This is a genomic window from uncultured Sphingopyxis sp., assembly GCF_900078365.1.
GTDB lineage: Bacteria > Pseudomonadota > Alphaproteobacteria > Sphingomonadales > Sphingomonadaceae > Sphingopyxis.
In genome coordinates this window covers 641,146-654,798 of sequence record NZ_LT598653.1, presented here as the reverse complement: position 1 = coordinate 654,798, position 13,653 = coordinate 641,146, and the positions used below count along the sequence as shown (strand labels likewise).

11 protein-coding genes are annotated in these 13,653 nt (G+C 65.3%); 4 read left to right on the top strand and 7 right to left on the bottom strand.

What is annotated here, in order from left to right; translation table 11 throughout:
• Positions 1 to 23: 23 nt before the first annotated feature.
• Together QZL87_RS02930 and katG are read right to left on the bottom strand one after the other, a co-directional pair.
• A complete protein-coding gene (locus QZL87_RS02930) occupies positions 24 to 608 on the bottom strand; it encodes a septation protein IspZ (RefSeq protein WP_295323543.1) in 585 nt (194 codons plus the stop codon).
• Between the two features lie 390 nt (positions 609 to 998).
• Positions 999 to 3,194 (bottom strand): catalase/peroxidase HPI, encoded by a 2,196-nt coding sequence (gene katG, locus QZL87_RS02925; protein WP_295323541.1) that lies wholly within the window; start codon positions 3,192 to 3,194, stop codon positions 999 to 1,001.
• 357 nt (positions 3,195 to 3,551) lie between these two features.
• Here katG and QZL87_RS02920 point away from each other — a divergent pair, with 357 nt between their 5' ends.
• Positions 3,552 to 3,710 (top strand): hypothetical protein, encoded by a 159-nt coding sequence (locus tag QZL87_RS02920; RefSeq protein ID WP_295323539.1) that lies wholly within the window; start codon positions 3,552 to 3,554, stop codon positions 3,708 to 3,710.
• Positions 3,711 to 3,789: 79 nt separating this feature from the next.
• Here QZL87_RS02920 and QZL87_RS02915 read toward each other — a convergent pair whose 3' ends face one another.
• Together QZL87_RS02915 and QZL87_RS02910 are read right to left on the bottom strand one after the other, a co-directional pair.
• Positions 3,790 to 6,219 carry a TonB-dependent receptor gene (locus tag QZL87_RS02915; RefSeq protein ID WP_295323537.1) on the bottom strand — a complete coding sequence of 810 codons (2,430 nt, stop codon included), beginning with the start codon at positions 6,217 to 6,219 and terminating at the stop codon, positions 3,790 to 3,792.
• 103 nt (positions 6,220 to 6,322) lie between these two features.
• On the bottom strand, positions 6,323 to 6,493 hold the full coding sequence (locus QZL87_RS02910) for a YezD family protein (protein ID WP_136173657.1): 171 nt from the start codon (positions 6,491 to 6,493) through the stop codon (positions 6,323 to 6,325).
• A gap of 190 nt (positions 6,494 to 6,683) precedes the next feature.
• Between QZL87_RS02910 and QZL87_RS02905 the strand changes: the two genes are divergently transcribed.
• The 3 genes from QZL87_RS02905 to ptsP all read left to right on the top strand — a co-directional run bounded on the left by QZL87_RS02905 (position 6,684) and on the right by ptsP (position 10,863).
• The gene (locus QZL87_RS02905; RefSeq protein ID WP_295323536.1) at positions 6,684 to 7,688 is read left to right on the top strand and encodes a nitronate monooxygenase; all 1,005 of its coding nucleotides are present in this window, start codon (positions 6,684 to 6,686) and stop codon (positions 7,686 to 7,688) included.
• A 32-nt stretch (positions 7,689 to 7,720) separates the two neighbouring features.
• The gene (locus QZL87_RS02900; protein ID WP_295323534.1) at positions 7,721 to 8,479 is read left to right on the top strand and encodes a hypothetical protein; all 759 of its coding nucleotides are present in this window, start codon (positions 7,721 to 7,723) and stop codon (positions 8,477 to 8,479) included.
• Positions 8,480 to 8,565: 86 nt separating this feature from the next.
• Complete coding sequence (gene ptsP, locus QZL87_RS02895; RefSeq protein WP_295323532.1) at positions 8,566 to 10,863, top strand: phosphoenolpyruvate--protein phosphotransferase; 2,298 nt, start codon at positions 8,566 to 8,568, stop codon at positions 10,861 to 10,863.
• Here the strand turns inward: ptsP and QZL87_RS02890 are convergent.
• Genes QZL87_RS02890 through QZL87_RS02880 form a run of 3 tightly spaced genes read right to left on the bottom strand, consistent with a single transcriptional unit; the run spans position 10,860 to position 13,644 of the window.
• Positions 10,860 to 11,978, bottom strand: a complete 1,119-nt coding sequence (locus tag QZL87_RS02890) for a glycosyltransferase (protein WP_295323530.1) — start codon at positions 11,976 to 11,978, stop codon at positions 10,860 to 10,862. The two genes, ptsP and QZL87_RS02890, sit on opposite strands and share 4 nt — an antisense overlap.
• A 29-nt stretch (positions 11,979 to 12,007) precedes the next feature.
• Complete coding sequence (locus tag QZL87_RS02885; RefSeq protein ID WP_295323528.1) at positions 12,008 to 12,700, bottom strand: class I SAM-dependent methyltransferase; 693 nt, start codon at positions 12,698 to 12,700, stop codon at positions 12,008 to 12,010.
• The gene (locus QZL87_RS02880; protein ID WP_295323527.1) at positions 12,700 to 13,644 is read right to left on the bottom strand and encodes a hypothetical protein; all 945 of its coding nucleotides are present in this window, start codon (positions 13,642 to 13,644) and stop codon (positions 12,700 to 12,702) included. The genes QZL87_RS02885 and QZL87_RS02880 overlap by 1 nt, the downstream gene beginning before the upstream one ends.
• Positions 13,645 to 13,653 lie beyond the last annotated feature (9 nt).

Sequence of the window (13,653 nt, the reverse complement as noted above, 5' to 3'; positions counted from 1 at the left end):
ACCTCGGCAGGGTAATCTCCGGGCTATTCGGCCGCCAGCGGCTGCAGCTCGCCGCCCGCGCGGCGGCGCAGCCGCGCCTGGGTGATCATATGCACCACCGCGATGTGGATCGCGAACAGGGTGAATTTCGACGCCAGCGGAAAGATGCCGATGAACAGCGGCCACCAGGCGGTGAAGAAGAGCGCGATGATCAGGTTCAGCCCCGCGCTTATGAACATCAGCGCCGCCCAGATCATGCCGAAGCGGTCCATGACGTCGCCGACGATCGCGAGCTGCTCGGGCGGGATATAGCGACCCAGCCAGCCCTTGCGCAGCATCACGCCGCCGACGATCAGATAGACGATCGTCGGCTTCGCCATAACGAAGCGCGGATCGCCGGTGAACAAGGTCGCCGCGGCGGTGAAGAGCACCGAGGCGAGGCTGATCCATTGCAGCGCCGCGACCTTCCTGCCCCGCGCCAGTTCATAACCGACGACCGCGAGCGCGACGACGGTGCCCGCGACCGTCGCGGGAACGATGCCCGCCCCCGCAACCAGAAGCACCGCAAAGACGAGGATGCCGAGCGAGTCGAACAGCATCGGCCCGATGGCATAGAAGAGGGTTCGCATGACGCATCCTTTTCGCGACTCAATGTTATCGTTGTAAACATCGTAGCTCCGCCGCGCAGGGTCAAGCAGAAATTTACGTCGTTAACATTGGTGGGTGGCGAACGGCAGGTAGCGGAATAAGCCGTCGCCCCCGCGAAGGCGGGGGCCGCTGCCGGTTTATGCGGCGACGCAGGAAAAGGCCGATTGCGGCCCCCGCCTTCGCGGGGGCGACGTTCTGAGGTAACGCCTGCTCCCCGCCCCAAAACCGCCGTGACGCCCGCCACCCTCTGCCAGGTGCATGGGCCCCAAAAGAAGACCCGCCCCCGGGCCCATGTCCCCGGGGGCGGGTCGCGACCCGTCGTCCTTGGCCGCCGCCGGTCCCGCGGCATGATGCGGGACCGGGGCGGGCGATCAGGCGAGGTCGAAACGGTCGGCGTTCATCACCTTGGTCCACGCCTTGACGAAGTCCTTGACGAACTTTTCGCCGTTGTCGGACTGCGCATAGACCTCGGCGACCGCGCGCAGTTCCGAGTTCGAGCCGAAGATCAGGTCGGCGCGGGTCGCGCGCCAGGTCTCGCCGCCGCTGGTGCGGTCGGTGGCGACATATTCCTGATCGTCCGATCCCTCGACCGCCTTCCACACATTGGTCATGTCGAGCAGGTTGACGAAGAAATCATTGGTGAGCTGGCCCGACCTTTTGGTGAAATGGCCGTGGCCGCGCTCGCCGTGATTGGCGCCGAGCACGCGCAGGCCGCCTATCAACACCGTCATCTCGGGCACCGAAAGGCCGAGCAGCGACGCCCGGTCGAGCATCATCTCCTCGGTCTTCACCGCGAGCTTCTTCTTGCCGAGATAGTTGCGGAAGGCGTCGGCCTCGGGCTCCATCACCGCGAAGCTGTCGGCGTCGGTCTGCTCCTGCGTCGCATCGCCGCGGCCGCCGGTGAACGGGACCGCGACATTGAAGCCCGCGTCCCTGATCGCTTTCTCAAGGCCGACCACGCCGCCGAGCACGATCGCGTCGGCCATCGACAGATTGCCGCGCAGGCCGTCGAGCGTGCCCAGCACCTGGGCGAGCATCGCGGGCTCATTGACCTCCCAGTCCTTCTGCGGCGACAGGCGGACGCGCGCGCCGTTGGCGCCGCCGCGATAGTCGGACTTGCGATAGGTGCTGGCCGAGGCCCAGGCGGTCTTGACCAACTGGCTGACCGTCAGGTCGGACCCCGCGATCTTCTCCTTCACCGCCTTGACCTCGGCGTCCGATGGCGTGGCGCCGGCGGGGATCGGATCCTGCCAGATCAGATCTTCGGCGGGCACTTCGGGGCCGAGGTAGCGGACCTTGGGTCCCATGTCGCGGTGGGTCAGCTTGAACCAGGCGCGCGCGAAGGCGTCCTTGAACGCTTCGTGGTCGCTGCGGAATTTCTCGCTGATCTTGCGAAGCTCGGGATCGACCTTCAGCGCCATGTCGGCGGTGGTCATCATCGTCGGGACCTTTTTGGAAGCGTCCCAGGCCGCGGGGGCCATATCCTCTTCCTTCTGGTCGATCGGCTGCCATTGCTGCGCGCCGGCGGGCGATTTCACCAGCTCATATTCATAGTCGAGCAGCAGGCGGAAATAATTCTCGCTCCATTGGGTCGGCGTGTTGACCCACGCACCCTCGAGCCCGCTGGTCACGGCATGTTCGCCGACGCCGCTCTGGTTGCTGCTGACCCAGCCGAAACCCTGCGCCGTGAGGTCGGCCCCGGCGGGCGCGTGACCCAGCAGCGACGCGTCGCCATTGCCGTGCGCCTTGCCGAAGGTGTGGCCGCCGGCGGTCAGCGCGACGGTCTCCTCATGGTCCATCGCCATGCGCTCGAAGGTCGCCTTGATGTCGCGCGCCGACTGGAGCGGATCGGGATTGCCGCCCGGCCCTTCGGGATTGACGTAGATCAGGCCCATCTGGATCGCGGCGAGCGGGCCTTCGAGTTCGTGCATGCCGTGCTCGGGGGCGATGCGCGTCTGCACCCCCTCGTTCACCCACTTATCCTCGCTGCCCCAATAAATGTCGCGTTCGGGTTCATAGACGTCGGCGCGGCCGCCGCCGAAGCCGAAGACGGGGCCGCCCATGCTTTCGATCGCGACATTGCCGGTCAGGATGAACAGGTCGGCCCAGCTGATCTTGTTGCCATATTTCTGCTTGATCGGCCACAACAGGCGCCGCGCCTTGTCGAGATTGCCGTTGTCGGGCCAGCTGTCGAGCGGCGCGAAACGCTGCTGCCCGCTGTTGGCGCCGCCGCGGCCGTCGGCGGTGCGATAGGTGCCCGCGGCATGCCACGCCATGCGGATGAAGAAGGGGCCGTAATGACCATAGTCGGCCGGCCACCAGGGCTGGCTGTCGGTCATCAGCGCGGTCAGGTCGTCCTTGAGCGCCTGATAGTCGAGCGACTTGAACGCCGCGGCATAGTCGAAATCCTCGCCCATCGGGTTCGACGGGCCGTTGGGGTTGAGGATCTCGGTCGCCAGCATCTCGGGCCACCAGTCCTTGTTGGTGCGGCCGAGCAAGGCGCGGACGCCGCCGGGCTGGTGGACCGGGCAACCGCCCGCGGGATCGATGGGGGTCGGGTCGTTCATGCAGTCTCTCCTCGTTCGGTTTTTGGCCTCGTTCGGTTTTATGGCCTCGTTCGTTTTATGGAATGCCGGATCGTGACGCCGCGGAATGACGGGCGCATGACGCATGGCCGGGCGTCGAGTCGATGGCGCCATCCTTTCGTTCTGACCGGGGAAGGATATGCCGCGCTTCCCCATCGACATAACCGAATAAGCTGAATTCAGTCATCGAATGAACCGATCAAGCGCGCGAGAGTTGCACGACAAGAGGCTCCCGTCCCGCCCTTGCCACGCCCCGGCTACAGGGAGGAACATCTGGACCGGCCACGGGTTGATCCGATGTCGCGGCATGATGGCATGGCGCGGCAAAGGAGATGGAAAGTGGCTAACAACCCCAACCAGCAGAACCAGAAGAACCCGCAAGCTGATCGCGACGAGCAACAACGCCGCCAGCAGCAGCAGCAGCAGGGCGGCCAGGATCGCCAGCAGGGCGGCCAGCGGTCCGATCAGGACCGGAACAAGAACCCGCAGCAGCGCTGACGACCAGCCTGCATGAGAAAGGGCGGCCCCCCATGTCTTTTGGGCGGGCCGCCCTTTTCATTTACCGGCAGGGCGCGGATCAGAAGCTGGCCTTGATCGTCCCGCCCCAGGTTCGTGGATCGCCCGGCAGGCCGGTGATCAGGCCGGTGTTGCCCGGGCCGACGAACAGTTGGTCGATATAATTCTGGTCGAAGGCGTTGCGGACCCACAGGAAGAGGTCGATGCCGCGTTCGGCGCGAAAACCGGCGCGGAAATTCGACAGCGAATAGCCATCGACCCAAGTGTAGAGCGACGGGGTCGCGTTCGACGAGAAGTTCGACCGGTAGCTTCCGTCATAACCGAAGTAGAATTGCCCGTCCTCGCCGAACAGCGACGACGGCGCATTGACCTCCGCCCCGAACGACAGGGCCCATTTCGACACGCCGGGCAGGCGCTGGCCCGAAATGTCGCAGTTCGGCGGGCTGTCGGTGCCGCCCGCCAGCTCGGGCGGGCATGGCGCGTCGACGAACTTCACATATTTGGCGTCGGTATAGGCGCCGCTCCCATAGGCGCGGAACCGCTCGCTCGGCCGGATCGAGACATCGGCCTCGACCCCCTGCGTCCGCACCTTGCCGGCGTTCGCCAGATAGCCGCGCAGCACGCCGAACTGCCCGTTGTTCACATTCGCCTGATAATTTTTGATGTCGGTGCGGAAGATCGCGAGGTTGAAGGTCGCCTTGCGATCCCAGAATTCGCTCTTTAGCCCCGCTTCGTAATGATTGACCGATTCGGGCTTGATCGTCGCCGCGGCGAGCAGCGGATCGCCGGCAGCGTCCCGCGGCACGCCATTCTGGTTGATCCCGCCCGATTTGAACGTCTTTGCATAGGTCGCATAGACAAGGATGTCGGGCGTCACCTTGTAGTTGACGGTCAGGTCGTAGCTGAAATTCCAGTCGCTGAACGACGGCGCATATTCCTGCGGCGAGAAGACGGCGAGCCGGGCGGCGGACACCGCATCGGTCAGGTCCGCCGTCACCGGCGACCCGTCGCCGGCAAAGACGAGACGGCGGTAATAGCCGTCCTTCTTGTCGTAATTCACCCGGACGCCGGGCTGGATCGTCAACCGGTCGGTGACCTTCCAGCTGAGCTGGCCGAACAGCGCCGCACTCGTATTCTTGAGATATTGCGTGTTGATCGCGGTCAGCCCGTCGAGCACCGACGGGTCGTTCGACAGCGGATTCGACGGATTGATCGTCCAGCGGCTCGAGGCGGAACCATGGCCTTCGGTGCCCTGCGTGTCGATGCGCTGGTAATAATAGAAGCCCCCGACGACGAAATCGACGCGGTCGCCGCTGTAATTGTAGCGCAGCTCCTGCGTATATTGGTCCTGCTGCGACGGATTCTGCGACCTGGTGACGATCGGCAGGCCGGTGAAGTCGCGGTCGTTTTCGGGCTGCCAGTCCCAATAGCGCCACGCGGTCACCGAGGTTAGCGTGCCCGGCCCGACATCCCATTTGATGCGCAGCGACGCGCCGCCGATCTCGTTCCCCGCATTCAGATTGGCATCGAGGTCGGTGAGCCGATCATAGGGATTTTCGCTGGGAAAGGCATAGCCCTGCGCCGCGGCCAGCGCGGCGAACTGACGATTCAGCGGCCGCTGCGTCTCACCGGTGCGGACGAAAACCGAGCCGCAGCACACCGCCTCCTGCTTGTTCCAGTCGCCGGCGAGCGTGATGTCGAGAGTGTCGGTCGGCCGCCAGAGCAATTGGCCGCGAATGCCGATATTGTCCTGGCTCTGGATATGGCGGTCGGTCGTGACATTGTAGATCGTGCCGCGGCGGCTGGTCGACGAGACCGCGATGCGCGCCGCAAGCTGGTCCGACAGCGGCCCAGAAATCGCGGCCTTCGCCTGCTTGAAATCGAGGTTGCCGATGCTGACTTCGGCCTTGCCCTCGAAATCGAAGGTCGGCTGGTTCGTCGTGATGTTGATCGCACCTGCCGTCGTGTTCTTGCCGTAGAGCGTGCCCTGCGGCCCGCGCAGCACCTCGATCTGCGCGACGTCGAGGAAATCAAAGGTCGAAGAGGCGACGCGCGAATAATAGACGTCGTCGACATAGATGCCAACGCCCTGCTCGATCCCGTCGTTGGTGAGGCCGAAGGGCGCGCCGATGCCGCGGATATTGACCGCCGTGTTGCGCGGGTTCGACGAGTAGAATTGCAGCGTCGGCGTGAGCTGGGTCAGACGGCCGACGTTGAAGCTGCCCGTATTGTCGATCTGTTCGCCGTCGACGACCGAAATGGCGATCGGCACTTCCTGCGCGGTTTCGCTGCGGCGGCGCGCAGTGACGAGGATCTCGCCGCCATAGCTGCCGCCCTCGACCTGTGCGGCGGCATCGGCGGCGGCATCGACGGCGGCATCATCGGCGGTTTCCGCCGCACCGGCGGGGGCCGCGGCGATCGCCAGAGCCAAGGAAAGCGTGAGGAGGCTGGCCGGCACACGCCGGCGGGCAGACGGATATTTTGAGGTCATGACAATTTCCTGTTGCTTTGAAGATGCAAGAAAATTGCCACATCCGGTGGTCCGGTCTGCGGCATTCAGGTGTGGGGAATATCCCCGCTGGGAGTGGTTGAAATCAGTTGGGGTAGCGGTGCCGTTCGGTCACATCGACCTGCACCAGCCGCCCTTCGTGGACGGTCAGCTGGATCGCGCCGAACTTCAGCTTGTCGAGCGCGTCGAGCACCGTCTGGATGGCGCGGCGTGCCGGTTCAGGGCCGCTTTTGGCGGCTTCCTCCGAAAGACTCATCGATATTCCTTTCCCTTTTGGATTCGCCGGGTAAGCATATGCCAAGTAATTTAGTTGACAATGATTGATTTGCTTTTTGCGCCGAAAGGTTCGGTTGCAGCGCCCAACAGATTCAGGCGTGCGGCGGGCTGACAGGCTGGGCGACGCGGGGGATTGCGCGCGAGTCGCAGTGCTGGCAAAGGCAGCCTCAATGAGCAAAATTAACGATCTGATGGCCCGCGGGACCGACCTTCTCGGCAGCGACTATGCCATCCTCTGCGGCGCGATGAGCTGGGTTTCCGAACGCCATCTGGTCAGCGCGATCAGCAATGCCGGCGGCTTCGGCGTCATCGCGTGCGGCGCGATGACGCCCGAGCTGCTCGATGCCGAAATCGCCGGGACCAAGGCGCTGGCGAAGCGCAATTTCGGCGTCAACCTGATCACCATGCACCCGCAATTGTTCGAGCTGATCGAGGTGTGCGCACGGCATGATGTCGGCCATGTCGTGCTCGCGGGCGGGCTGCCGCCCAAGGGCAGCCTCGAGGCGATCAAGGCGTCGGGCGCGAAGGTCGTCTGTTTCGCGCCGACGCTCGCGCTCGCCAAGAAGCTCGTCCGGTCGGGCGTCGATGCGCTGGTGATCGAGGGGATGGAGGCTGGCGGCCATATCGGTCCGGTGTCAACGAGCGTGCTGGCGCAGGAAATCCTGCCGGCGCTGGCCGACGAAGTGCCGGTGTTCGTCGCCGGCGGCATCGGCCGCGGCGAGGCGATCGCCGCCTATCTGGAGATGGGCGCGTCGGGCGTCCAGCTCGGCACGCGCTTCGTCTGCGCGACCGAGAGCATCGCGCATCCCAATTTCAAGAAGGCCTTCCTGCGCGCATCGGCGCGCGAGGCGGTCGCGAGCGTCCAGATCGACCCGCGCCTGCCCGTCATTCCGGTCCGCGCGCTCAAAAATGCCGGGACCGAAGCCTTCACCGCGAAGCAGCGCGAGGTCGCGAACAAGCTCGACGCGGGCGCGGTTGACATGGCCGAAGCGCAGCTCGAGATCGAGCATTATTGGGCGGGCGCGCTGCGCCGCGCCGTCATCGACGGCGACGTCGAAAATGGGTCGTTAATGGCAGGGCAATCTGTCGGTATGGTATCCGAAGAGGAGAGCGCGGCAGCAATTGTCGCATCTCTGGTGCAACAGGCCGAAGCCGCGTTGCACGCTCGGGGTTGATGCCGCATGGTGATGCGGTTGGGGAGTGGATCATGAATTTGTCGCGTAAGATCATCGTGGCCGGGCTGCTGGCGAGCGTCGCCGCCTGTGCGCCGAAGCCGCCCCCGCCGCCCCCGCCGCCCCCGCCCCCGCCGGTCGTGGTCACCATCCCGCCGCGGCCGCTGCCGCCCGGCAATGCCTCGCTGACGCAGATCCTGCCCGGCCGCGGGATCGACGGGCGCTTCGTCACCGCGAACAGCGGCGTGACCGGCGACCGTGCCTTCTGGCAGCTCAAGATCGGCCTCAACGTCGCCGCCATCGGGTGCCGCGGCGTCGAGGAATCGACGCTGGTTTCGGCCTATAACAACATCATCAAGACGCACGGCAAGGTGATCAAATCGACCGAGAAATCGGTGATCAAGGAGCTCGGCAAGGAAAATAAGAACAACGGCATCGCGCCGCGCGACCGCCTGTCGACGCAATTGTTCAACTATTTCGCGCAGCCGCCCGCGCAGCGCGCTTTCTGCGCGCGCGCCAACGAGATCGCGCAGATCGTCTCGACGACCCCGAGCGCGCAGCTCGTCGAACAGGCGCCCGCGCACCTCGCGCGGCTCGACGAACCGTTCAAGGATTTTTACGAGGCCTATGCCCAATATCAGGCCGACGTGATCGCCTGGGACGCGAAATATGCGCCGCCGCCGGCAGTGATGACGACGCCGGCCCCGGCGATCCCCATCGGCCCCGCCATCACGACCGGCACCACGCCGGGCGGGTTGGCGGCGGCCCCGGCGACCCCTGCCGAAAGCCAATGACGGAATTTCGCGCCGCACAGGAATAGAACGGACAATCGCACGCGGGCTATTGGCGCGCGCCGCATCCTTCTGTTAGCAGGATTGCGATGACCAACGCCCCGCCCCCGCCGTCTTCGGCCGCCCAGTCCGCGCGCACCATATTGACCCGGCTGCACGAGGTGATGGCGTCGCGCGTCAACGCGCAGGGCAAGCTCAATCAGGTCGTCGGCATCATTGGCGAATGCCTCGACAGCGAAGTCTGCTCGATCTATCTGCTGCGCGACGGCACGCTCGAACTCTATGCAACGCGCGGGCTGAAGCAGGAGGCGGTCCACGTCACCCGGCTCGGCCTCGGCGAAGGGCTGGTCGGCACGATCGCCGAGCAGATCGAGACGCTGAACCTCGACGAAGCCGCCGCGCACCCCGACTTTTCCTATCGCCCCGAAACGGGCGAGGAATTGTTCCACAGCTTCGCCGGGGTGCCGATCATCCGCCGCGAGCGCGCGGTCGGCGTCTTGTGCGTCCAGCACAGCGATCCGCGCCGTTACGAAGAGATCGAGATCGAGACGCTGCAGACCGTCGCGATGGTGCTGTCCGAGCTGATCGCCAATGCCGACCTGGTCGACACCGCCGCCCGCACCGACGCCGCCGCCACCGACCAGTCGGCGCAGCGGCTGAACGGGCAGAAGCTGGTCGACGGCATGGGCGCCGGTGTGGCGGTATTCCACCAGCCGCGCATCACGATCGAGCATACGGTCGCCGACGATACCGAGGCCGAGCGCCATAGGGTGTACGCGGCCTTCGACAAGATGCGCGAGCAGATCGACCGCATGGCGAGTTCGGCCGATTTCGGCGTCGGCGGCGAGCATGAGGAGGTCATCGAGACCTACAAGATGTTCGCCTATGACGAGGGCTGGTCGCGGCGCATCAACGAGGCGATCGACAGCGGGCTGACCGCCGAGGCGGCGATCGAGCGCGTCCAGCAGCGCACCCGGATGCGGATGCGCCAGATCGACGATCCGCTGCTGCGCGACCGCATGCACGATCTGGAGGATCTGTCGAACCGGCTGATCCGTATCGTGTCGGGGCAGATGGGCACCGCGGCGCAGATGGGCCTTCGGCAGGATTCGATCCTGATCGCGCGCAACCTCGGCCCCGCCGAACTGCTCGAATATGACCGCCGCCGCCTGAAGGGCGTCGTGCTCGAGGAAGGGTCGCTGACCGCCCATGTCATCATCGTCGCGCGCGCGATGGGGGTGCCGGTGATCGGCCGCGTCAACGACGTGCGCACCTCGATCCGCGAAGGCGACCTGCTGCTGCTCGACGCGGGCGCCGGGCAGCTCCATGTCCGCCCGACGCAGGCGGTGCAGGACGCGTTCGACGCCAAGCTGGAGATTTCGCAGAAACGCCGCGCCAATCTCGCGGCGCTACGCGACCTGCCCGCGGTCACCAAGGACGGCGTCCCGATCGAGCTGATGATCAACGCGGGGCTGCGCGAGGATGTCGCCGCGCTCGACCTGACCGGCGCGCGCGGCATCGGGCTGTTCCGCACCGAATTCCAGTTCCTCGTGTCGGCGACCCTGCCGTCGCGCGATCGCCAGCAGCGGCTCTATCGCGACGTGCTCGACGCGGCGGGCGACCGGCCGGTGATCTTCCGCACCGTCGACATCGGCGGCGACAAGGCGCTGCCCTATATGAACGTCGGCGACAGCGCGCAGGAGGAAAATCCGGCGATGGGCTGGCGCGCGCTGCGCCTCGCGCTCGAACGCGAGGGGCTGCTCAAGGTTCAGGCGCGCGCGCTGATGGAGGCTGCCGCCGGACGCACGCTCCACGTCATGTTTCCGATGGTGTCGGAGCCGTGGGAATATGAAGCCGCGCGCGCGCTGTTCGTCGCCCAGCGCGCGTGGCTCGCGAGCCACAACAGGAAGCTGCCGGTGGCGATCCGCTATGGCGCGATGCTCGAGGTGCCGGGGCTGGTCGAGACGCTCGACCTGATGCTCCCGCACCTCGACTTCCTGTCGATCGGCACCAACGACCTGACGCAATTCCTCTTCGCCGCCGACCGCGCGCACCCGCGGCTCGCCGAGCGTTACGACTGGCTATCCCCCGTCGTGATGCGCTACCTCGCGCGCGTCGTCCGCATCGTGGCGGGGTCGAAGGTCGCGCTGGGCGTGTGCGGCGAGATGGGCGGACGGCCGCTGGAAGCCATGGCGCTGCTCGGCGTCGGCATCGAGCGCCTGTCGATCACTCCCGCCGGCGTCGGCCCGGTGAAGGCGATGATCCGTTCGCTCGACCTCGGCGCGCTGCGCGCCGACATGCCCGCGATCCTCGCCCAGCCCGCGGCCGACCCGCGGGGGCAGTATGCCGAATGGGCCCAGCGGCATCAGGTCGATCTGGGGGATTAGAGGATCGAGCCGCGCAACACTGTCCGCGCGAACTCGGCCCAGTTCTTTCCGCCCTTGTCAGCGGCGATGGCGGCAGCAAGCCCGGCGGCGCGGTCGCGCGTGACCTCCCTGGCAAGAAGGTTGGCGAGCGCCGCTTCATCGGCGGCGGGAAACAACCAGCCGTTGCGCCCATGGTCGATGGCTTCGGCAAGGCCGGGGAGATCGCTCGCGACGACCGGCCGGCAGTAATGCGCGGCCAGCGCAAGCACGCCCGAGCCCGTTACCGAGCGATAGGGCGCGACGACCGCATCGGCGCGCGCGAACAGATCGGCCACGCGTTGATCGGGGATATAATGGGGTAGGAACTCCACCCGCTCGGCTACGCCGCAATCGGTCGCCAGTTGCCGCAGCTCGCCGATGTCGCCCCAAACCTCGCCCGCGACGGTCAGCCGCACATCGCGGTCGGCAAGCGCCCCCAGCGCGCGGATCGCGACATCGACTCCCTTGTAGGGACGGACGAATCCGAAGCAGAGCAGTTCGAGTCCATATTCCCGGGGCAGGTTGCCGGACGCCGCAGGATAATCTGCATAGACGGGATGCGGACAGACGAGGACCGGTCTGCCGGGTTCGGTGCGACGCACCTGTTCGGCCAATGCTTCATTATGGGTGACATGGAAATCGGCCGCGCGCAGTTGCCAATTGCAAAGGCGCGACTTCCATCGTCTCCCTTCGTGATCGCCGACATTGTGGACGATAGCCGCCACGCAGATGCCGCGACGACGCAGCCCGCGCGCGATCGTTCCGAGCATCGGCGCGACGAAGAAAGTCCAGGCGGGGATGACGACCAGCGATGGCCGCAGCGCGGCGATGCGGCGTATTGCCCGGAACCAGCTTATCGGATTGATGCTGCTGATGGCATATCGCGCCGGCACTTTTCCGAACGCCCCGTCGGGATCGCGATCGCTCGCGCCGGGATAGAGAAAACGAGGGTAAAGCAGCGAAAAGCTCTCTACCGCGACGATCACATCCTCCATTTCCGCGAAGGCTTCGGCAAGCGCGGTACTATGTCGCGCGATGCCGCCGCGGAACGGCGCGACCGGCGCAAGGAGAACCACCCTGTCGTGCGGCGTTTTCACCGCCGGATGCAGGACGCAGGCATTGCTGGTCAAGCTGTCGACACCACCCAGAGCCGGGCGGCGAAATATTTACCGATGCCGGGCAGTTTGGACAGGGGATGGAGAAGCTTCAATATATTGTAATGGGGGATGGTTTCCACAACAATCCCGGCGGGATCAAAACCCGCCGCCACAAGCAGGTCGGCAGTGGACCTGCCATCGCGCACGGCGATATGTTCGGGAAATTGCGGAACGATGCCCAATTGCTTTGCACGCTCCATGAAGAAGTCGAGGTTGGGGGTATGCAGATAGAGCCGTCCGCCCGGGCGTAACGATCCGCGGATCGACCGGTAGATGGCGATCGCGGAATCGTCGTCGATATGTTCGGAAAAATCCAGCGTCGCCGCGACATCGAAATATTCCGGGTGACGCGCGCAAAAGTCGCGGATGTCGGCGCAGTGGAAACGATAGCGGCGGCGGCCGGCGCGTTCGGCCCAGGCATTGGCCGCGGCAACGAAATCCGGCGAGAAATCGACCCCGTCATACGAAGCGAAATCATCCCCGATTACATGGAGCAGCATCCCGTTCCCGCAAGCGAAGTCCGCGACCCGCATATTGTCGATCGGTTGCATCCGGGGGACCAGATTGCGAACCCGGTCGATGGGTTTGGCATTGTACCGCTCGACATAATCGCCGCTGTGCAGAGCGAGGCTGCGGTCATGCGCGGCACGGTCTGCGTCCATTATCCGTTGCTCCCCAATTCGTCCCGGCGGGCGGGCGCGGTCTCGGCCGGCCGACGACGCGCGCCAATCTGGCTGATCAACACGACTATGCCGCACCCCGCAAGGCAGAATATCCGGTCGATGCCGACGGCAAGAAACGCAATTGCCGGCGGAATCGCGGTGACCGTTGCGGCGAGCGCAGCCAGTGCTTCGCTGATACCAAGGCCCGCCGGGGCGATCGACGAGGCGGAACCGAGCAGGATCGCGAGCACGAAGGGAAAGGTCCCCGCGAAACCTGTTGATATATGCAAGGCCGCGAAGGCGAAGTTGAGACGCAGCGCGGTCAGCAATATGCCGAACATGCGGTGTACCAGTGTTTGCAGGGCGATAGCCGGTCCCGCAGTTGACCAAAGCCATGCGACGATCGCGACGCTTGCGAGCGAACCGATGACGAGGAGCGGCAACGCCAGTGTGAACGATAACGGCAGCAAGGTCAGCGCGGCCATGACCATCGCGAGCGCCAGCCATAATATCGCGGTCAGCACAACGAGCGCCGAGCTTCGCCCCAAAGAAGCGCCAGCGCGAACCAACGAGCCGGCACGAACCAAGGCGCCGCCGGGCAATGGCAGCAGTTCGGCGAGATAAGCGTACGCCGAAACGACTGTTCCCTTGGCAACGGGCATCGACTGCCCGGCGCTGCGCGCCAGAAGCCACATCGCCACGCCCCCGTATAATAGCGACGGGAGGACCGACAAGGCCAAGAGGAACAATGGCAGGCTTCGCAAACCGGAGGGAGGAAGATCGACCGCGCCGAACGACCAATAGGCCCCGCCGCAAAACAATATCAACGATCCGATCAGCGCAGGACCGCGCCATCTGGTCAATCGAAGCTCGAACGTCGAGGATTTCATCCGGACCGCGGATGAAAGTCGGCTGATATATGGGAGTATGCGGCCGGCGACCATCGGCGAGTC